The sequence below is a fragment of the Nocardia huaxiensis genome (assembly GCF_013744875.1).
Classification (GTDB): Bacteria; Actinomycetota; Actinomycetes; order Mycobacteriales; family Mycobacteriaceae; genus Nocardia; species Nocardia huaxiensis.
Map to the genome: position 1 here is coordinate 6,736,563 of NZ_CP059399.1, position 20,298 is coordinate 6,756,860.

At 69.4% G+C, this 20,298-nt stretch carries 15 protein-coding genes; 8 read left to right on the forward strand and 7 right to left on the reverse strand.

The features are described from left to right. Window positions 1-75 precede the first annotated feature (75 nt). Window positions 76-585, reverse strand: coding sequence for an SRPBCC family protein (locus tag H0264_RS30655; RefSeq protein ID WP_181580775.1), 510 nt, complete (start codon window positions 583-585; stop codon window positions 76-78). A 145-nt stretch (window positions 586-730) separates the two neighbouring features. Between H0264_RS30655 and H0264_RS30660 the strand changes: the two genes are divergently transcribed. Both H0264_RS30660 and H0264_RS30665 read left to right on the forward strand, forming a co-directional pair. After that, window positions 731-1,966 (forward strand): sensor histidine kinase, encoded by a 1,236-nt coding sequence (locus tag H0264_RS30660; protein WP_231084748.1) that lies wholly within the window; start codon window positions 731-733, stop codon window positions 1,964-1,966. Beyond that, a complete protein-coding gene (locus H0264_RS30665; RefSeq protein WP_181580776.1) occupies window positions 1,963-2,616 on the forward strand; it encodes a response regulator transcription factor in 654 nt (217 codons plus the stop codon). The genes H0264_RS30660 and H0264_RS30665 overlap by 4 nt, the downstream gene beginning before the upstream one ends. Here H0264_RS30665 and H0264_RS30670 read toward each other — a convergent pair. The 5 genes from H0264_RS30670 to H0264_RS30690 form a co-directional block, all read right to left on the reverse strand. Then, the gene (locus H0264_RS30670) at window positions 2,549-3,115 is read right to left on the reverse strand and encodes a universal stress protein (RefSeq protein ID WP_181580777.1); all 567 of its coding nucleotides are present in this window, start codon (window positions 3,113-3,115) and stop codon (window positions 2,549-2,551) included. The two genes, H0264_RS30665 and H0264_RS30670, sit on opposite strands and share 68 nt — an antisense overlap. Window positions 3,116-3,290: 175 nt before the next feature. Then, entirely contained in the window at window positions 3,291-4,178 is an 888-nt protein-coding gene (locus H0264_RS30675; protein ID WP_220139868.1) for a prephenate dehydrogenase, read from the reverse strand. Continuing rightward, window positions 4,175-5,083, reverse strand: coding sequence for a phytanoyl-CoA dioxygenase family protein (locus H0264_RS30680; protein ID WP_181580778.1), 909 nt, complete (start codon window positions 5,081-5,083; stop codon window positions 4,175-4,177). Before H0264_RS30680 ends, H0264_RS30675 begins: the two co-directional genes overlap by 4 nt. Beyond that, on the reverse strand, window positions 5,083-6,177 hold the full coding sequence (gene hppD, locus H0264_RS30685) for a 4-hydroxyphenylpyruvate dioxygenase (RefSeq protein ID WP_181580779.1): 1,095 nt from the start codon (window positions 6,175-6,177) through the stop codon (window positions 5,083-5,085). Before hppD ends, H0264_RS30680 begins: the two co-directional genes overlap by 1 nt. An 18-nt stretch (window positions 6,178-6,195) precedes the next feature. Continuing rightward, window positions 6,196-7,611, reverse strand: a complete 1,416-nt coding sequence (locus H0264_RS30690) for a class I adenylate-forming enzyme family protein (RefSeq protein WP_220139869.1) — start codon at window positions 7,609-7,611, stop codon at window positions 6,196-6,198. Between the two features lie 314 nt (window positions 7,612-7,925). Here H0264_RS30690 and H0264_RS30695 point away from each other — a divergent pair, with 314 nt between their 5' ends. From H0264_RS30695 to H0264_RS30720, 6 genes are all read left to right on the forward strand, one after another. Next, window positions 7,926-9,107 carry an alpha-hydroxy-acid oxidizing protein gene (locus H0264_RS30695; RefSeq protein ID WP_231084747.1) on the forward strand — a complete coding sequence of 394 codons (1,182 nt, stop codon included), beginning with the start codon at window positions 7,926-7,928 and terminating at the stop codon, window positions 9,105-9,107. Beyond that, window positions 9,104-10,588: a KR domain-containing protein gene (locus H0264_RS30700; protein ID WP_181580781.1), complete on the forward strand. Its 1,485-nt coding sequence runs from the start codon at window positions 9,104-9,106 to the stop codon at window positions 10,586-10,588. The genes H0264_RS30695 and H0264_RS30700 overlap by 4 nt, the downstream gene beginning before the upstream one ends. 710 nt (window positions 10,589-11,298) lie before the next feature. Then, entirely contained in the window at window positions 11,299-13,383 is a 2,085-nt protein-coding gene (locus tag H0264_RS30705; RefSeq protein ID WP_181580782.1) for a helix-turn-helix transcriptional regulator, read from the forward strand. Beyond that, the gene (locus H0264_RS30710; RefSeq protein ID WP_181580783.1) at window positions 13,380-14,078 is read left to right on the forward strand and encodes an ABC transporter ATP-binding protein; all 699 of its coding nucleotides are present in this window, start codon (window positions 13,380-13,382) and stop codon (window positions 14,076-14,078) included. Before H0264_RS30705 ends, H0264_RS30710 begins: the two co-directional genes overlap by 4 nt. Further along, window positions 14,075-16,564: an ABC transporter permease gene (locus tag H0264_RS30715; protein ID WP_181580784.1), complete on the forward strand. Its 2,490-nt coding sequence runs from the start codon at window positions 14,075-14,077 to the stop codon at window positions 16,562-16,564. Before H0264_RS30710 ends, H0264_RS30715 begins: the two co-directional genes overlap by 4 nt. 17 nt (window positions 16,565-16,581) lie before the next feature. Then, a complete protein-coding gene (locus tag H0264_RS30720) occupies window positions 16,582-18,171 on the forward strand; it encodes a class I adenylate-forming enzyme family protein (protein WP_181580785.1) in 1,590 nt (529 codons plus the stop codon). A gap of 108 nt (window positions 18,172-18,279) precedes the next feature. Here H0264_RS30720 and H0264_RS30725 read toward each other — a convergent pair whose 3' ends face one another. Further along, window positions 18,280-20,022: a hypothetical protein gene (locus H0264_RS30725; protein ID WP_181580786.1), complete on the reverse strand. Its 1,743-nt coding sequence runs from the start codon at window positions 20,020-20,022 to the stop codon at window positions 18,280-18,282. Between the last annotated feature and the right edge of the window lie 276 nt (window positions 20,023-20,298).

Here is a 20,298-nt window from a genome sequence, read left to right on the forward strand (position 1 = left end):
ATCGTGCCGTGCTGGAACCCCGGGAAACCCCCTAGTCTCATTCCTTGCGGTGGACGGGGCGCGATATCTGCTCGGTCACCCGACAGTCGTGGTGACCAGGGTCGCGAGGCGGTCGAGGGTGTCTCGCATGGATTCCCGGTTGCGGGCCGGAAAACCCACCAGTTCGATCAATTCGGGGAGAAGATTGGTCGAATAGTCGAAGGTTTCGCGGACCAGTGTGCGGTTCGGGATCTCCGGGTCCGGCACGAGTTCGTAGCGCCAGATATGGCGGCCGAAGTTGCGCCAGGCGATGCGGCGGGATTCCTCGAATTCGAGGACGGTATTGGTGAGTTTGCCGAAGTGCACCGCGGCGATGGCGATCTGCAGGAAGGTGGACGGCGCCAGATCGGTGGGGACGACGCGCATATGGGTGGTGAACTCGGCCCCGAGAAACAGCCGCGCGGGAGCGGTGACCTCGGCCGGGCGCACCGTGTCGGAGCCGTCGAACTCGTGATGCCGATGCGGGTCGGCGAGAAGGTCGAAAATGGTTTCGGGTGACGCGTCGACGGTGCGTTCGACGACGACACGACGCTGCTGGGCACTCACTGGCTATCCCCTTCGGATGTGCTCGAATCCGATCCCCCGTCGCGACCGTGACGCACAACGGCGATCGGGCGAATCGTACTGTGGTTCAACGACACCGGGTCGAATAAGCGATAGGCGGCGCGATCTCCCGTGTTAGGTTCGACGGGTGCATGGGAGGGAACCCGCCAGGCCGGGCCGGATGCCGCTGTATTGGAACTCGTCCACGTGGCGGCGGCTGTGGGATGTGTACCTCATCGGGGGGTGCGCGAACGCCATTCTGGTCGTGGTCCTGCTGGACCGCTACAGTCCGGGCAATCGGATCGGCGCCGCCGCGGCGCTGATCGGAATCGGCGTGTGGTACCTGGTCTTCGGGCACGAATTCCTGGAGAAGCGCGCGTTCGGCCCGCGCGCCTGGGTGTTCTGCACGGGGCTCATCGGGCTCTACATCGCGGCCCTGTATTTCGCGCCGGGCGCGGTCGCCGTGCAGCCCATGGTCTATCCGCTGCTGTTCATGTCGCTGCCGCTGACCGGCGCGGTGGCCGCCGCCCTGCTGGTGAACGCGCTGCCGATCGCGCTCACCATCGTCGCCTACGGCCCGGATTCGCCGCTGCTGCCGGTGGCCGTCGCGATTTCGCTGGTGGCCCTGGTGATGAGCCCGATCATCGGGGTGTCCATGGTGTGGATCGGAACGCAGAGCGGTGAGCAGGCGACCCTGCTGGACCAGCTGGCGGCGAGCCGCGAGGAGGTGGCCCGGCTGTCCCGGGAGGCCGGCACGGCCGCCGAACGCGCCAGGCTGGCCCGGGAGATTCACGACACGCTGGCACAGGGGTTCGCCAGCATCGTGGCGCTGGCGCAGATGATCGAATTCGAATTGGAACCCGAAGCGGAAGCGCTGCCGCCCACGGCGGCACAACTCGATGCGGCCCGCCGTCATGTCGATCTGGTCCGCACGGCCGCGCAGGAGAATCTCATGGAGGCTCGGGCCATGGTCACCGAACTCACCCCGACCGCGCTGGCGCGCGCGTCGCTGGTGGAATCGATCCAGCGGCAGTGCGCGCGGCTGGCCGAGGAAACCGATATCGAGGTAACCGTCACGGCCGCAGCGGAATTGCCGCCCCTGCCGACGGCGGTGGAGGTGGTGCTGCTGCGCACCACACAGGAGGCGCTGGCCAATATCCGCAAGCATGCCGCCGCCGCGCGGGTGCGGGTGGAACTGTCGCATGTGGACGGCGTCATCCGGTTGCTGGTGGCCGACAATGGAATCGGCTTCGACACCGCCGGTGAGCACACCGGGTTCGGGTTGCCGGGCATGCGGGAGCGGGTGGCCCAGATCGGCGGCGCGGTGGAGATCTCGAGCACCCCGGGTGCGGGCGCCTCGGTGCTGGTGGAGGTGCCGGCATGATCACCGTGATGCTGGTCGACGATCATCCGATGGTGCGGGAGGGCGTGCGCAGCATGCTCGATGCCGATTCGGGCATATCCGTGGTGGCGGAAGCGGGTTCGGGCGAAGAGGCACTGGCCGTGATCGGCGAGGTGCGACCCGATGTGGTGCTCATGGATCTGCGGATGCCCGGCATGGACGGCGCCACGGCCATCGAACGGATTCACGCGTTCCTGCCGGCCGTGCGGATCATCGTGGTCACCACCTACGAGACGGATTCCGACATTCTGCGCGCGGTCGAGTCGGGCGCGGTGGGCTATCTGCTCAAGGGCGCGACGCGCGCCGAGCTGACCAATGCCGTGCGGGCGGCGGCCCGCGGCGAGACGGTGCTGGCACCGTCGGTCGCGGGCCGCCTGTTCCAACACGCACGCAAACCGATTCAGGCGGCACTGTCCTCCCGTGAGGTGGAGGTGCTGTCCTGCGTCGCGCGCGGGATGACCAATGCGGAGATCGGACGCGCCCTGCACATCACCGAGGCAACCGTGAAAACACATCTGTCCAGGGCTTTCGGAAAATTGGATGTCTCGGACCGGACGGCCGCGGTCACGACCGCGATCGGGCGAGGGTTGCTGAGCGAAGTCCATCCCAGGCCGCGGTCAACGGACGCCTGAGGACGGGCGTTCCGCCGCCCACCACCCGGCGGGCGCCGGAGTGCAGCGAGACCACGAGCACGTCCACGCTGCTCTTGCGGGTGACCGCGTCCAGCAGCGTCGGCATGAGCTGCCGCCAGCGCCGGGCTCCGCCGCTTCCGGAGTCGCCCAGCACGATGAGGTCCGCCCCCGCCTCTTCGGCGGCGGTGAGCAGTGCTTTGTCCGGCGAGCAGGCGATGGCGCAGCGCGTCACGAACTTCGCGCCCAGCTCCACGGCTCGCTCGCCGGCGCGGCGCACGAATTCCTCGGCGGGAGTGCTGCCCCGGACGAGATAGGTGTCGCCCTTGAGGATCTCGTCCACTCCCACTTCGCTGGGGCCGCGGGTGTACCCGATGACCAGGATCAGCCGTGCACCGCTCTCGGCTGCCATCATCGCGGCGGTGTCGACCGCCATGTCCGACGAGGCAGACCCGTTGACTCCGACGATGATCGTTCGGTAGTACTTCAAACCCGCTGTCATGCTTCAATATTCGCGAGTACAGGGGGTCCGCCACGACGTCCATGCGACTGAATCCGGGTGTCAGCCGAACGGTCGACACGCTGTCGGCGGGTAGTACCCGGGGCGCACAGCCGCAAAGGCGGCGCGCCCGTGGGGCACGCCGCCTCGCGATCGTATCGCGGTCTCGCGCAGCAGGTCAGGTGCCCGGCCGCGGCCGGGCGGCGAGCAGTGCGCTGCGGCCGGCATTGCCCCGCCGCAGCAGTTCGGTCAGGTCCGCGGAACCGGTGACCAGCGCCTGCGACGCCTTGGTCAGGTCGGCCGCCACGTCGGCCAGCGCCGCGGCCACCTCGCAGGCATTGGCTTGCAGGATGTCGGTCCACAGCGCGCTGTCGCCGGCGGCGATGCGGGTGGCATCGGTGATGCCGGCCCCGCACAGCGCCAGCAGCTCCCGGTCGGCCCCGTCGAGCGTGGCCGCGAGGATCGCGGAAACCAGATGCGGCACATGGGAGGTGCGCGCCAGGGCCCGGTCGTGCGCGGCCTGGGTCATGGCCACCGGGCGGGCTCCGCACAGCCGGATGAGCTCGGTCACCGCCGCCACCGACGCGTCGTCGTTGCCGGGGTGACGGGTCAGCACCCAGGGCTTGTCCCGGAACAGGGTGCCCGAGGCCGCGCGGGGCCCGGACCGTTCGCTCCCCGCGATGGGATGCCCGCCCACGTAGCGGCTCAGGTCGCAGCCGAGCGCGCCCGCGCTGACCAACGGCCACCCCTTCACACTGCCCACATCGGTGTAGACGCGACCGGCGCCCAGCGCCTGTTGCGCGGCCAGCACCGGGGCGATGCTGCGCGGCGGAACCGCCAGAATCACCAGATCCGCTGCGCCGGAAGGGCTTCCGACCACTCCCGCACCCATTTCCGCGGCGGTTTCGGCCGCCTCGGCATCACAGTCGAGCAGATGCACCCGCACGCCGTGCCGGCGCAGGGCCAGCGCCACCGAGGTGCCCATCAGGCCGGTGCCGACAATGGTGACGGTGCGCAGGGCGCGCCCGGGAACGGCCGGGCCCGCCTGCTCCGACGGCGGGTTCATGAGCGCCAGATGGTCGGGCAGAATCGCGGATCGGCGTAGTCGGGCCGCCCGTCGACCCTGCGCACGACCGCGTCGTGGTTGTAAGCGACCGGGTTGCCGTCGCTGAGCGTGACGGGCCGGTAGGCGTTGGCTCCGTCCTGCAGGTGCAGCGAGACCGCGCGACGCGGGGCGGCGCTGACATTCGCCCCGCTGCCGTGATAGGTGCGGCAGTGATGAAAACTCATGTGCCCCTTGGGAATCTCCATCGGTACGCGCCGCACCCGCGCGCCGTTGCGGGCCGCGTTGACGGCCAGCATCTCGTCGAGTTCACTGCGGTCGCGATCGGCGAAATGCAGGGTGGTGCTGTCACGTTCGCCGAATTCCCGCCAGCGGTGACTGCCGTCGATCATGGTGATGGTGCCCATCTCGACGGTGCAGTCGTGGAACGGGATGAACGCGGTGAGCATGCGATCGGACGTGGAGGTCGCCCAGTAGTGCTTGTCGAAATGCCACGGCACGAGATTGGTGGGCTCCCCCGCCACCGGAGGCTTGTAGATCAGGGTGGACTGGAAGATCCGGATCTCCTCGGCCTGCGCCAGCCGTGCGGCCACCGCCCCGATCAGCGGATTGCGCAGGATGGCGCCGAAGACGTCGTGCAGGTAGTGCACGTAGTCGTTGTGCCGTTGCACCGCACCGTGCTCCGGCTCCCAGGCGGCCAGCCGCGGTGGCCGCGCGGGCAGTTCGCGATCGCGCTCACCGGCGTAGAAGCGTTCGCTGGCGGCGTGCAGTTCGTCGGTTTGCGCGTCGGTGAGCAGCTTCTTGCTCAGATACCAGCCGTGTTCGGCGTAGAAGCGCACATCCTCGTCGGTGGGCAGCAGCCGCCGCTGGTCGTCGGTGAGGTCGAATTCGGTGGTGGTCGTGGTCATCACAGTTCCTCCGCGCTCGCGGTGACGAGGTCCGACTGCGATTCGGCGGTCTGCACCGCCTGGTACAGCGCCTTGATATTGCCGCTGCCGAACGTCTTCGCGCCGTGCCGGTCGATGAGTTCCAGGAAGAAGGTCTCGCGCGCGTGCACCGAGCGGCTGAAGACCTGGAAGACCTCGCCCCAGTGGTCGCGGTCGACGAGGACGTGGGTGTCCCGCAGTTGCTCGAGTCCCAGCCCGGGATCGCCGAATCGGGCGCGCAGACCCGCGTAGTAGCTGGCGGGGGTGTGCAGGAAGCGGGCGCCGCGATCCTCGAACGCGGTCACCGCGCCGATGATGTCCGCGGTGAGGAAGGCCAGGTGCTGCACTCCCGCGCCCCGGTGGGCGGTCAGGAAGCGGTCGATCTGCCCGGGCCGGAAGGCGGTGTCGGGCTCGATCAGGGTGAAGGTGACACCGGTCGAATCACTTTGCACCACTTTGGAGTTCATGGCCTGCTCGCCGACCTCGATATGCTCCTCGAAGACGGTGCGGAAGCCGAAGACCTGCTCGTAGTAGGCCACGGTGGCGGGCAGCGTGCCGGCGGGCAGGCAGACCGCGACGTGGTCGACGACCCGCAGCAGTTCGGGCCGCGGCTCCGGGTCGGTGGCCAGTGTGGACATCGCCCCGGGCAGGAATTCGCCGGCGGGGTCGGAGCGCTGGACGAAACGGTGCCGGACATCGCCGAAGCCGCCGACTTCGGCGGTGACGACCCGTTCGCGGCCGAGCCGGTATTCCCGTGGCGCGGCAAGGGGTTCCGCGCCGCGCGCCACCGCCAGATCGAAGGCGGCCCGGGCGTCGGCGGTGCCGAGGGCGACGCAGGACACGCCGTCGCCGTGCGCCGCGACGTAGCGGGCAGCCGGGTGGTCGGGTTCCAGCGCGGAGGTCAGCACCAGGCGAATATCGCCGTGGCGCAACAGTAGTGAGCGCTGCCCGGCCAGTCCGGTCTCCGGTCCGCCGAGCCCTTCGGTGCGGAATCCGAAGGCGGTGCACAGGTAGAAGGCCGACTGCTGTGCGTCGCCGACACAGAACTCGATGTGGTCGATTCCTTGAATATCCATGGCTCCTTGCCCTTTCACCTACTGCGCCCCTGCGCTCGAACGCAGGATCGCGAGATCGCGCACCGGTTTGCCGGTGGCGGTGCGGGGCATTTCCCGCAGCACGCGCAGCACCTGTGGCTGCTTGTAGCGCGCCAGCCTGTGGCGCAGCAGCGCGCTCAGATCGGCGCCGGCGAGATCGCTGGCCACATAGGCTTCGATCACGCCGTCGTAGAGCACCACCGCGGCATCGACGCCGGGAAGGTCGGCGAGGGTCTGCTCGATTTCGGTGAGGTCGACCTTGAGTCCGCGCACCGACACCTGCGAGTCGCGGCGGCCGAGCACGGTGACGCGGCCGGTGCCGGCGTCGACGCGACCCGCGTCGCGGGTGTGCAGCCAGCCGTCGGACCAGCGGTCCGGATCGACCGGTCCGATATAGGGGGAATGCGGCAGCGCGACAAGCAGTTCCCCGTCCTTCTCGCGGATCTCCATGCCGGGTGCGGGCGTGAGTTCCGGGATGTCCGCGCCGCGCAGATCGGTCGCCAGCACACCGGTCTCGGTCATTCCGTACATGACCCCGAGCTCGGCGCCGAAGGTGCCGGTGAACTGATCGCGCAGGGTGGCGGGCAGCGCTTCACCGCCGGTGATCATCCGGGCGAAGCCGGGGAGCGCGATGGTGCCGCCGCTGACCTCCCGGATCTCCCGGCCGCGAGTGGCCAGCAGCCGCGCCTGCGACGGCACACCGAGCAGGGTGGTCGGCGCGCCGCCGCCGGCCACGGTGGCCAGCACACCCTCGACGGTGAGCGAGCGGGGCAGCACCGTGGGCACGCCGGTGTGCAGATTGTGCAGCAGCCCGCCGACGAGACCGAGCACGTGCAGCGGCGAGGCGATGACCACACTGCGTTCGCCGCGGGCCGGGTACCCCGGAATCCGCGTGTAGCGCTCGAGTTCGGCAATCAGACCGGCCGCCGTGCGCGCGATGCACTTGGACGGCCCGGTCGAGCCGGAACTGAGCTGCACCAGGATGTGGCCGGTGGCGGCCGGTTGCCCGGGGCGCGACCGGATGACCGGGGCCACGTCGAACCATCCGGTCAGCTTGGTGTCGGGCAGCCGGTCCGGCGTGACGACCAGCTGCGGGTCCACGGCCGCGATCGCGCGGTCCGCCTCGTGTGCGGTCAAGCGGTAGTCGAGGATGGTGACCTGCGCGCCGATGCGCCAGGCGGCCAGCAGGGTCGCGATGTAGGCCAGGGAGGGCGGCAGGTGCAGGGCGACGGTCCCGGCGGGGCGCAAACCCGCCGCCTGCAATTGGATTCGCTGCGCGGACACCAGCGCGCGCAGGGTGGCGCGATCGATATCCCGATCGAGCGTCAGGCAGTGTTCGTCATCGGCGCCGGCGAGCAGCAGATCGCCTATCCGTTCGCCGATCGCGGCCGCCGCCGAAATTGTGTGTGATTCCACGATTTCCCCGATTCCGAGATGCGGAATGATTCGCAAACTGCCCGTGCCGAATTTGCACTACGCCCGGTTCGATCCGGCATTGGCGCCCGCTGATCGAATCCGGTGCCCAGAACTTTCATCGATGACCGTGGCCGGACGTAACCCCCTATCGGTCCCCTACCCGACTTGCACAGTTGGGCAATGCATTACGTAGGGGTGCGCCCGGTTAGGGGTTGGAATCGACGACGACGCCGGGTAGACAACGAGACAGGCGTCCGCCGCGCATGGACGGCTGTTCCGGCCGACTCGAATGCGAGAAAACAATCATGCAGAGAATGCGACAATTCGCCGCGAAGCCTTTCCGCGGCGAAGACCCGATCCCCACCGGACTGCCGATGACGGTCACCGGGCTGGAAACCGCCGCACGCGAGGCGATGTCGGCGGAGGCGTACGCGTTCGTCGCCGGGGGCGCCGCGGCCGAGCGCACGCTGCGCGCCAATGTCGAAGCGTTCCACCGGTACCGGATCGTGCCCCGGATCTGGCGTGGCACCAGCGCACCCGAGGGCTGCGACACCACGGCGACGGTATTCGGCAGCACACTGGCCGCGCCGGTACTGGCGGCGCCGGTCGGCATGCAGGAGGTGATCCGGCCCGGCGGCGAGGCGCTGGCCGGGGCGGCGACCGCCGGCCTCGGACTCGGTTCGGTGCTCTCGACCGCGGCGTCGACCGATATCGAGACGGTCGGCGCGGCCGCCGGTCCGGCCTGGTGGTTCCAATTGTATTGGCCCGCAGACGATGACATCGCCAGGTCGCTGGTCGAGCGCGCCGAGCGGGCCGGAGCGCGAGCCATTGTCGTCACCGCGGACGCCCCGGTGCTCGGCTGGCGGCCGCGCGCACAGGAAGCGGCGGGGCCGCAGCCGGCGCGCGGCCGGGGCATCGCCAACTTCCTGTCCGACCCGGTCTTCCGCTCCCGGCTGACCGAACCGCCCGAGCACAGCGCGGCGGCCATGGCGGCCGCGATCACGCTGTGGGAGAACATTTTCGGCAATCACACCCTGCGACCCCGGGATCTCGGGCGGCTGCGGGAGTGGACCGGGCTGCCGATCGTGGTCAAGGGCGTGCTGCATCCCGATGACGCGCGCGCGGTGGTGGACGCGGGGGCCTGCGGCGTGGTGGTGAGCAATCACGGCGGCAGGCAGATCGACGGATCGATCGCGGCGCTGGACGCGCTGCCGGAGATCGCGGGCGCGGTGGGCGACTCCGCCGAGGTGTTCTTCGATTCGGGCGTTCGCACCGGTTCGGACATCATCATCGCGCTCGCGCTCGGCGCGAAAGCCGTACTGTACGGCCGTCCTTGGCTGTACGGGCTGGCGCTGTCCGGGCAGGACGGGATCGAGCACGCGTTCCGCCTGCTGCTCGCGGATCTGCGGATCACCATGGGGCTGGCCGGGCTGGCGAACACCGCGGAGATCACCGGATCGATCCTGCGCGTCCGGAACGGGCGGTGCGGGCGGTGAGCCCCGGGATGGTCCGCCGCCGAATCGAGGTGGTGCGCGCACCGGCTGTCCAGCGCGAGGCGGTCTTTCGCGTGCGGCCGGTCGCCGCGGTGCTGGGCGCGCGGTCGTCGTGGCAGCGGGCGCTGTGCACGCGGATGCGGGCCGCCGGGTGGACGGTGCACACCGAGGCCGCCGACATCGGCGAGCGGCTCGATGCCGTGCTGTGGCTCATGCCGCAGGGACAGATCGAGGCCGAGGCCGCGCTCGATCAGCTCGTCCTCGCCAATACTCTTGCGGGACAAACTATTACCACCTTGGAGCGGGGAGCCGAGGCCGGTCGCGCCGCCTTCCTCGCCATTACCCGCATCGACGGCGCCCGGGGTATGCGGCGGCCCGCGCTGGCGGATGCCGTCGCCGCCGGGGTGTCCGGTCTGGTGAAAACCATTGCGCGCGAAGCGCCCACGGTGTTCAGCCGGGCCGTGGATCTGCATCCCCGGCTGCGCGACGACACGGTGTGCGCCTTGATCGAGGCCGAATTGCACGACAGCGCCACCGATCCCCAGGAGTCCGGCTACGACGCCGATGCCCGGCGAACCACGCTATCCGCTTGCCCACCAGGGGATTTCGGGACAGATGGCGCCGTCTTCCCGACGGCCGCGGACACCGTCCTGGTGACCGGTGGCGCACGCGGCATCACGGCGGACTGCGTGCGGGCCCTGGCCGATCGCTGCGAGGCACGGTTCGTCCTGCTCGGGCGCACTCCCCTCGCCCCGGAGCCGGGCTGGGCGCTGGGCGTCGGTGACGCCGAGCTGCGCCCGGCCTGTCTGAACGAGGTCCGCGGCCGGCCGGATCGGCCCGGCCCGGTCCAGATCGGCGCGCTGGTGCAGCGGGTGATCGCCGGGCGAGAGGTCCGGCGAACGCTCGAATCCATCGATCGCGCAACCTATCTCGCGGTCGATATCGCCGATCGCGCGGCGCTGGAGAAGGCGCTGGCTCCGCATCGCACGCGGATCACCGCGCTGGTACACGGTGCGGGCACGCTGTCGGATCGTTTCCTGCGCGACAAGACGCCGGAGGAGGTCCGGCTCGTCCTGGATACGAAGGTGACCGGGCTGCTGCATCTGTTCGACCTGCTCGACCTCGACCGGCTCCGTCATCTGGTGCTGTTCTCCTCGGTCTCGGGCTGGTACGGCAATTCCGGGCAGTCCGACTACGCCTGCGCCAACGAGGCGTTGAATCGAATAGCGGTGTGGTTCGGCCGCACGCGACCCGATTGCGTTGTGGCAGCACCGAATTGGGGCGCGTGGGAGGGCGGCATGGTGGGGCCGGCGCTGGCTCGGCTGATCCGCAGCCGGGGTACCGAGCTCATCGCGCCCGAGGCCGGTGCGCGGCTGTTCGCGGAGCTGTTCGCCCGGCGCCCGACGGGGCCCGCCGTCGAGCTGGTCGGCCCGCTCGAGCATCCGGATTTCACGCGCGGTTCGAGCCTGGAACAGGCGAGATGAGCCGTTTCCGGACGGCGTGTCGGCCGATCGGCTGACACCGGGATTCAGCCGCCTGGTCGTCGCGCCCGCGAGCGACTCCCGGCGATCATGAATACATGACCAGGGGAACGGAAATTCGGCGGGCATTGGGGGCCCGCCGTGCCGATCGCCGGTCATCGCGGCCGAATATCGTCGAGGTAGCCGAAAGGCTAGTGCCCCAAGATGTGGCGGCTCCGAATTCATACAACAATCCGACCAACCGGTTCTGTGAGCTGGTCATTTGCCCTGCACGCACAGACCGGTCGGCGGGCTTCCGCTACCCCTATTTAGGGGTGACGCGGATGGGTTGCGGTGTCATACTCGCAATGCGGTGGAGGCGGGGGCGGGCGATTCGGGGACCGGCCGTCATATCAGGTCCGAATGATAAGGCAATGTCAAATCTCGTTGCGCCGCAAGCCTATAGGGGGTTGACGCCGACCGGACCCGGCGTTGTTATGTGTATCACTACAGAGCGACGACGATGCAGTTTCGCTCTGGTTCGGTGACGGCGGGCACAACTGCACGATCATGACGGCGCGGCTCGGAGCGCCAATTGACTACGGGGAGACGGTCATATGGAAGCTACTGCTGCGAAACAGATTAGAAATACTAACAGTTCAGATGCGTCCGCGCGTACATCCACAGCGCCCCAGCGCTGTTCGATCTGCCACCACGGCCGGTGCTACCCGCACGTGGTCCGCGACGACGACACCCGGGGCCGTTGCTTCCGCGAGGAGCGCGCCCTGGAGTTCCTGCGCCGGGCGAGCACCCGGCAGACCGCGGCGATCCGAGCGCTCACGGTCATCGGCGACGCGGCCTCCCGCGACATCCTGGCGGCCACACTCGGCACCGATCCCGCCACTCTCGCCGACTGCCTCGCGCAGCTCGAGACCGCGGGCGTCACCGAGGGCCTGCGGATTCCCAGTTCCCGGGTGAAAGACTTCGTGCTACAGAGCATTCCACCGGACGTCCGGCGGCGCATCCACCACGACGCGGCGGGCGCGCTGTATCGCGCCGGCGCGCCGGACGCGGCCATTGCGACCCAGGTGGTGCAGGCCGGATACTCCCGGCACCCATGGGCCTTCGCCGTGCTGCAGGCGGCCGCCGACGCGGCCGAACGCACCGATCGCATCGACGCCGCGGTCAGCTATCTCGAGACGGCCTACCGACTGGCCGCCTCGGCAAGCGAGAAGGGTTCCGCCACAGCACAATTGGTGCTACTGGAATGGCGAGGCAACCCCTCGACCTCGACCCGCAACTTCGCGCGCATGATCAGCGCCCTGCGGGCCGGGCAGATCCCGGTCCGGCTGCTGCCCTCGATCGCGCGCTATCTGCTCTGGCACGGACAGCTCGACGACGCCGCTCTGGCCTTGCGCGAAATCAAGTGCCGCGCAACAGGTTTCTCCGATATCACCGATTCCACCATCCGCTACCTGCGGACCACGCTGGCCTACGAGTACCCGGTAGTGGCCGAGCGCCACGAACCGCAACTGGCCGTCACCCAGACCCAGGTCATCGTCGTGGGCAAGGGTGGCGCCGATCAGTGGCGGGCGGAGCTGGACACCGCCGAACTGCTCGACGGGCTGCTGGGCAATCGAATCGACGACGCCCTGGTCGACTCCGCGGAATCGGTGCTGCGGGAGAACCGGCTCGGTACGGCGACGGTGCCCGCGCTGGCCTCGGCGCTGGACTGCCTGATCTACGCCGATCAACTCGACACGGCGGTCGCCTGGTGTGACGCGCTGATCGCGGAGGCCGAGGCGCGCGGCACCTCGACCTGGGGCGCGATCTTCTCCATGCGACAGGCCGAGGCGGTGCTGCGGCGCGGCGACCTCACCGTCGCGACGCGTTTCGCCACCCGCTCCCTCAACCATCTGCGCGACCAGGCCCTCGGCAATCAGCTCGGGCAGGCGGTGGCCGTGCTGGTGAAGATCATGACCGCGACCGGCGACCACGAGCAGGCCGAGGCCCAGCTCAACCGGCGCCTGCCGGAGTCCATGTTCGAGTCCCGCTACGCGCTGGAGTTCCTGCGCGCCCGTGGGCACCACTATCTCGCCACCGGCCGGACCGCCTGCGCCATGGGCGATTTCATGCAGGTCGGGCACCTGGCCAAGCGCTGGCGGCTGGACAATCCGGTGATCGTGCCGTGGCGCAACGATGTGGCCACGGCCCATCTGCGGCTGGAACAGCCGGATCTCGCCATCCGATACGCCACCGAACATCTGGACCTGCTGCGCCGCTCCCCGGTGCGCCGCAGCGGCGGCGTCGCGTTGCGCCTGATAGCCGCCACCGCCGAACCCCGCAAGCGGATCGGGCTGCTCAAACGCTCGGCCGAGATCGCGCGCGCGGCCGGGGACCAGCTCGAATTGGCCACCGTCCTCGCCGAACTCGGCCACGCCGAGGAACAGGCCGGCAATCGCGCGCGTTCGCGCACGCTGATCCGCCGGGCGGCGCATCTGGCGCAGGAATGCGGCGCCACGCCGCTGTGGCAGCGCCTCACCGCCAATGACGCGCACCGCCCCGCGCCGGCGGAGCCCGCGCAGACCGCGCCGCCGCTGCCCGTCGAGCGTCTGAGCGCCGGTGAGCTGCGGGTGGCCGAACTGGCCTCGGAAGGCCGGCGCAACAAGGAGATCGCGCTGCAGCTGGGCATTACGACCAGCACCGTCGAGCAGCACCTGACCCGGGTGTACCGGAAGTTGAAGGTGTCCCGGCGCACCGATCTCCGACTCGTTCTGAATCAGCTCACAGCTCCGCTAGAAAGGCGAATGGTCCGATGATCGAACTGACAGATGTGGTGCGCAAGTATCGAATTGGCGGCGAAGAGGTGCGTGCGCTCGACGGGGTGAGCCTGCGCATCGACGCGGGGCAGTTCGTGTCCATCGTCGGCCCGTCCGGTGCGGGCAAGAGCACGCTGCTGCACATCCTGGGCGCACTGGACTCCCCCGACTCCGGCTCGGTGCAGTTCATGGGCAGCGAGGTCGGCAATCTGGGCGATGACGCACAGAGCGAATTCCGCAGGCACAGTGTGGGTTTCGTCTTCCAGTTCTTCAATCTGCTGCCCACCATGTCGGCCTGGGAGAATGTCGCCACCCCCAAACTGCTGGACGGAGATCGCCTCAAGCGCGTCAAGCCCAAGGCACTGGAACTGCTCGAGCTGGTCGGCCTGGGCAATCGCGCCGAGCATCGCCCTTCCGAACTGTCCGGCGGGCAGATGCAGCGGGTGGCCGTGGCGCGGGCGCTCATGATGGATCCGCCGCTCATCCTGGCCGACGAGCCCACCGGCAATCTCGATTCCAAGACCGGCGCCGCCATTCTCGACCTGCTGTCCGATATCGCGCACTCGGGCGAGAACCGGGCGATCGTCATGGTCACCCACAGTGATGCGGCCGCGGCCGCGAGCGATCGCGTCATCACCCTCACCGACGGTCGCCTGGGCGCCGACCGCATGGTCGCATCGGAGCTGAGCGCATGATCGGGACGGCGTGGGACCGCCTGCGGCTGTTGAACATTCGCGAACTACGCACGCATCCCGGACGCGCGGCCGCGGCGCTGGCGGTGGTCGCGGTGTCGGCGCTGCTGCTGGTCGCGGTGTTCAGCATCTCGGGCTCCATCACCGGGTCGGCCGAGCGGCTGGTCACGGGCGTGGCCGGCGACGCGGACCTGGAGATCTCCGGGATCACCGAGGGCGGATTCGACGGCGCCATCCAGAAGGAGGTCGCCGCCGTGCCCGGAGTGGCGGTGGCCGCTCCCCTGCTGCGCATGCCGGTCGTCTCCGATTCCGAGCGCACGCTGCTGATCGGGGCCGATGTCAATCTCACCCAGCTGCGCAGCGCCATGCAGCGCCTGGTCGCCGACAAGATCGGCGCCATGGCGAGCGTGCCCGGCGGCGTGGTGGTCGGCGACGCCCTCGGGGTCGCCGAGGGCGAGAGCTTCGAGCTCGCGGGCCAGCAGCTCACCGCCACAGCGGTGCTGGGCGGCGCGGACGCCGAGCGGTTGAACGGCGCGCACTTCGTCATCGCGCCGCTGGCCCTGACGCAGAAGATGACCGGGCGTACCGGGCAGATCGATTCGATCCTGGTGGTCGCCGAGCCGGGCCGGGATGTGCGCGAGGTGCGGGACCGGATCGCGTCGGTCGTGGGCGATCGAGCCCTCGTCGCCGACCCGCAGGCACGCATCGAGCAGGCCGCGGCGGCGGTGGCCATCATGCGCACCACCACCCTGCTGGCCGCCGCGGTATCGCTGGTGGTCGCGGGCTTCCTCATCTACAACGCCATGGCCATGGCCATCACGCAGCGCCGGCCCACCATCTCCACCCTGCGGGCCCTGGGCGGGCGCGGACCGCTCATCGTGCTGGATCTGCTGCTCGAGGCAGCGCTGCTGGGATTCGTCGGCGCCGTCGCCGGAGCCGTCGCCGGTGCGTTCGTGGGCCGCTGGGCCATCGACCGGCTGCCGCCGATCCTGTTGCAGTCGCTCGAGGCGCGCGCCGAATTCATCCTGCCCTCCTATGCGATTCCGCTGGCCATCGCGGCGGGCGTCTTCGCCACGGTCGCGGCGGCCCTGGTGGCGGCGCGCGCGGTGTACAAGGTCGCGCCGATCGAGGCCCTGGCCCCGGTGGGCACCTCCTCGGCCGACGTGCCGCCCATGTGGGTGCGCGTGCTGATGGGCGTCTTCGGCGTGCTGGCCATCGTGGGTGCGGCGATCATCGCGTCCTCGGATGTGGGCCTGCTGGCCACCGCGTCCGTCTCGCTGTACGTGGTGGGCGTCATCGGCCTGTGCTTCGGCTTCGGCTACAGCATGATTCGCGCCTCGGCGGCGGTGGCGCACATCTTCGGCCCGCCCGGAGCGCTGGCCTCGGCCACCATCATCCGCTCGCCGCGCCGGATCTGGACCACGCTCATGTCGGTGCTCATCGCGGTCATGATGGTGTCGGGCATCTCGAGTTCCGACAACGACATCGTGGAGACCACCACCGACAGCTACGCCTCGCTCACCGGCGCGGATGTGTGGGTGAGTTCCAATGGGCCGGGGGTGATTCCGACCTCGCCGCTGCTGCCCCAGGACGTGGAGCGCACGGTGGCGGCGGTGCCCGGCGTGGAGAAGGTGGTGGCGACGCAGATGGCGTTCGCGACCATCGAGGACAAGAAGGTGATGATCCAGGGCGTCGCCCCGGGCACGGTGCATCCGATGCTCGCCGGGGTCAGCGACCAGGTGCGCGACGCGGTGCTCGCCGGTGCGGGCGTGCTGCTCTCGCAGGACAGCGCCAAGTCGCTGGGGGTCGGCGCGGGCGACACCATCGAGATGCCGACCCCGCACGGCCGCAAGCGGGTTCGGGTGATCGAGGTGGTCCCCTACCTGTCCGGGTTCACCGGGGCGCTGGCCATGAAGCTGGACGATCTGCGCGACTGGTTCGACCGGCCGGGTTCCACGCTGCTGCAGGTGCAGGTCTCCGAGGGCGCGAAAGCCGGTGCGGTGCAGGCGATCCAGGCGGCGATGCCCGCGGACGTGCACGTCTTCACCGGCGCGACGGCGCTGGCCGGGGTGCGCGGGTCGGTGGTGCAGGGCACCTTCCTGATCAATGTGATCACCTGGATCGTCGGGCTGGTGGCCACCATCGCGCTGCTGAACACGCTGCTGCTGTCGGTGCTCGAGCGCCGGCGTGAGATCGGCGTGCTGCGGGCCATGGGTTCCAGCCGCCGCTTCACCCTGCGCATGGTGCTCGCGGAGGCCGGCGGCGTCGGCCTGGTCGGTGGCGGGCTGGGGCTCGTCTTCGGCGCGATCTATCAGCGGCTGGCGGCCATCACCAACTCCAAACTGCTCAATATCGAGATTCCGTATCACGCCAGTCCGGTCGTGCTCGGCTTCGCCGCGGGGGCGCTGGTGGTGTGCCTGCTCGGCTCGATTCCGCCCGCGTTGCGGGCCGCACGGGCGAACATCGTCTCGGCCGTGAGCATGGATTGACAAGGGGGACAAGCGAAATGGGTAGATTCCGAGATCAATTGTTCGAACCCGGCACCATGGTGCAGCGGGCCGCCGAACGCAAGCCCGGCGTGGAGGTGATGCTGGACAAGCCGTTCGCGATCCAACCGGATCTGGGCACCAGTTTCACCGTCGCGGATCTGGCGGGCGTGGTGGAGTCCTTCGCCGGGCGGCTGTACGCCCTGGGGGTGCGACCGGGCGAGCGAGTGGTGGTCTACAAGACCAACAATGCCGATATCGTGGCCATCGCCCTGGCGGTGGCCCGCATCGGCGCGGTGCCCGCCCTGCTGCATCCGTCCCTGACCGGCGACACCGTGAACGCGCTCCTCGACATGCTGCGGCCGCGCGTGGTGCTCACCGACGCGGACAAACTCACCGTGCAGCGCTGGGAGCCCGCGGGTTTCGCGACCGGCGAGGTGCGCGTGCTGCTGGCGGCGGGCCGGGTCAGCGGCCTCACCACGGTGGGTGACGTGCTGCCGGTCCCGGTGCCGCAGCCGGAGTTCACCGACCCGTCCGCGGTGCGGATCATCACCCACACCTCGGGCACGACCGGCCTGCCCAAACTGGTGGCGCAGACCGCGGCCGGGCTCGCGGCGCACATCGGATTCCAGCATCGGGTCACCAAGCTGCGGGCGCGAATCCCCTTGCGCTGGGCCATGTGCACCTCGTTCGTGCACATTCGCACCTATTCGGCGCTGGGCACGGTGCTGCGGCGGGGCTGGCCGTTCGCCATGCTGGCCGACCACGATGTGGACACGGCGCGGGAGGTGTTCCTGCGCTTCAAACCGCATCTGGTCGAGACCCATCCGAACCAGTTCATCGAATGGGAGCAGTTCGCCACCGATCCGGCCCGGCCGCTGCGGCAGGTGCGGTTCTTCGTCAATACCTTCGACGCCATCCATCTGCGCACCGTGCGGCGGCTCATGGCGGCCACCGACCGGCGCTTCGTCGTCTATTTCCAGGGCTACGGCCAGACCGAGTCCGGGCCGGTGACCATCAAGTTCTACACCCGATCGGTGGCGCGCTGGGCGCACGACCGCTGCGTGGGCTACCCGCTGGTCGGCCGGACCCGGTTCCGCACCGACGGCACGCCGCAGCGGCCCGGCCGGATCGAGGTGAGCACCCGGGGCCGGGCCCTGACCTATCTCGGGCAGGAGCAGCGCTTCGCCGATCAATGCGACGGCGACTGGTGGGACATGGGCGATGTCGGCTATCGCAGCCGGTGGGGTTGTCTGCATCTGCTGGACCGCGAGGTCGATCGGATCGATGGCCTGGCCAGCGGACTGCTGGTGGAGGACGCGCTCATGGACCGGCTCCCGCAGCTGCGCGAGGTGATCGTGGTGCGCGGCGGGGCCGAGATCCTGCAACCGCTGGTGTGCACGAAATCCGATGCGCCCCTGGATATGCCGGCCTGGCAGGCGGCGACCGCCGATCTGCCCGCCATGCACGCGCCGCTGCACGTGCGCTGGGCGGATCTGCCGGTGACCGCCACCGCCAAGGTGCGCCGGATCGAATTGCAGCGCATGCTCGCGCAGAACACGCTGCCGATCCTGGCGGGCTCGCCCTTCCTGGTCCACGAGGAGATCTAGCCGGCACGACAGCGGCGGTGGGCGCGATACGCAAGGACGCGCCCACCGCCGCCGTGCTGTGCGCACCCGCGCCGGGGCGTGCGCGAATCCGGTTGTGCGAGTTGGGAATCAGCGGGGCAGCCGATCGGTGACGTAACCGGCCAGCAGGGTGGCGAACCGCTCGAACGAGCCGTCGTTCTGCCAGGTCGCCGCGTACGGCGGATCGTAGTGGTGATAGCCGGGCACCAGAATGCTGCCGGGCGGCATGATCGGCGCCACCAGCGTGCCCTCCTGGCTCTCGGTGCCCCACACCGTGAGGGTCGGCAGGGCGCGGGCCTCGGTGTCGAAGCGCATGGCCGCCAGATCCCCGTCGCGGGCGCCGAGTTGGATCATGGGATTGTCGACCGCCTCGTAGCGGAACGGGAAATACGGTTCCACCATGCCGCCGTGGCTGGTGGCCAGCAGCCGGGCGATATCGCGGATGTCGACGGTCTCCTTGCCGCCGTCGGTGAACCACACCGACTCGTCGATCTCGTCGAATCGCTTCCAGGTGTAGAGGACCGACTCGTCGGTGGGCCGGATTCGGATGCTGCCGCCGGTCACGCTGCGCAGCAACAGCTCTCCGACCACGGGGATGGAGCGGACGAAGGTGTCGTCGAGCGGGAAGTCCTTGGCCACGATGGGCCCGCCGCTGAGCGCGCCGACACTGGCCAGGGTGAGGCCGATATTGAGCGAGTTGTCGTCGAGCAGCATGCCGAGGAACGCGGTGTTGGTGAACCGGAACCGCTCGAGACCGCCGATGCCGAGGGTCGCGTCGAGGTAGGTGCCGCCCAGCATGATCCGGAACGAGGAGGCCAGTTCCGGCACCCCGGCGGCGAGCCGATTGAGCTCGGTCTCCGCGTCCGGGGCGTAGTGCGCGGCCAGCCCCGCAATGGCCACCATGGTCCACCACTGCGGATTGAAGCCGGGCGTGTGGTTGAAACTGCGTTGCAGCACACCCGATTTGGTGGCGTCCACCAGTACCTGATGGGTGGCTCCCGGCCCCAGCTCACCCAGGGTCGCGGTGAACGGATTGTCCTGCAGCGCCACGGCGTCGGAGGTGGCCAGGCTCTCCAGCGCGTACAGTCCCGCGCACTGCCGGTACCCGGCCTGCCCGTCGCCGAAGTCCCAGGAGACGAACCATCCGGTCATGAGCGCGCCGTCGGAGTGGCCGCCGCAGAAGGTGCGGGTGGACCGGAACGCGGGATCGGGCAGCTCGTTGGTCATGATGGTGTATTGATCGGTCACCGCCTGCGCCGCACCCATATCCGCGAGATAGGCCAGCTCGGCGTCCGGCCGGAAGCCCGCGAAACGCTGTCCGTCGACCGGTTTTCCGCCGAAGTAGTAGTCCCAGGCGAGGCGGTAGTCCTGTGCCGCGTCGGCCGCGGCCAGACCGGTGGTGTCGAAGGCACAGCCGAATCTCGGTTCCATGGACCACCATTCGAGCGCGCTGCCGCGTTGCGCGGCGGCGGTCAGGGTATTGCGGGCGATGGTGTCGAGGCTGAAGGCGCCCAGGAACGCGCCCGGTTGCGCGATCACCACGCCGTCGGACCGCTGCGGGTCCTCCGGTGCGCCGGCGGTGCGGTAGCGGAGGTAGCCGATGTAGTCGCAGCCGTCCGGGTGCGGCGCCGCCCCGGACAGCATGGGTGAGTACATGCGGACCCGGCTGACGGTGAGATCGCCGGTGGCGTCGATGACCGTCTCGGTGCGGCCCGCGGCGTCCGGTGCGGCGCCGGCCGGTACGGAAACCGTGGGCAGTGCCAGACAGCACAGTGTCAGGGAAACTCGTCCGGCGATTCGCCGGAAAACTCGTGAATTGCGCCTTTTGCGCATAATCGACCCTCTCGGTGGGCGGACGAGCCGACTTTGACATACGAAATATGTTGCGGCAACCACGATTCCCCGACGATTCCGAAATAGGGGTTTTGTCCAGTCGCCGAAGTGTGCTGCCGCGCCCCGTGATTCGCGGTTAGGGGACTTCTAGGGGTTTCGGCAGCACCCCGTCCGCGCGCAATATTCCGAAGCGAGCCGATAGCGCATCAGGTTGACGGCAACCACCCGCACGAACTCTGTTCTGGCCGAATGTCGGAGATATTCGGCGACAAGGAA

Coding starts and splice junctions, on each gene's coding strand:
- H0264_RS30725 (WP_181580786.1), bottom strand. CDS start 20,022: ATGCGCAAAAGGCGCAATTCACGAGTTTTCCGGCGAATCGCCGGACGA.
- H0264_RS30680 (WP_181580778.1), bottom strand. CDS start 5,083: ATGACCACGACCACCACCGAATTCGACCTCACCGACGACCAGCGGCGG.
- H0264_RS30695 (WP_231084747.1), top strand. CDS start 7,926: ATGCGACAATTCGCCGCGAAGCCTTTCCGCGGCGAAGACCCGATCCCC.
- H0264_RS30720 (WP_181580785.1), top strand. CDS start 16,582: ATGGGTAGATTCCGAGATCAATTGTTCGAACCCGGCACCATGGTGCAG.
- H0264_RS30665 (WP_181580776.1), top strand. CDS start 1,963: ATGATCACCGTGATGCTGGTCGACGATCATCCGATGGTGCGGGAGGGC.
- H0264_RS30715 (WP_181580784.1), top strand. CDS start 14,075: ATGATCGGGACGGCGTGGGACCGCCTGCGGCTGTTGAACATTCGCGAA.
- H0264_RS30670 (WP_181580777.1), bottom strand. CDS start 3,115: ATGACAGCGGGTTTGAAGTACTACCGAACGATCATCGTCGGAGTCAAC.
- hppD (WP_181580779.1), bottom strand. CDS start 6,177: ATGGATATTCAAGGAATCGACCACATCGAGTTCTGTGTCGGCGACGCA.
- H0264_RS30675 (WP_220139868.1), bottom strand. CDS start 4,178: ATGAACCCGCCGTCGGAGCAGGCGGGCCCGGCCGTTCCCGGGCGCGCC.
- H0264_RS30710 (WP_181580783.1), top strand. CDS start 13,380: ATGATCGAACTGACAGATGTGGTGCGCAAGTATCGAATTGGCGGCGAA.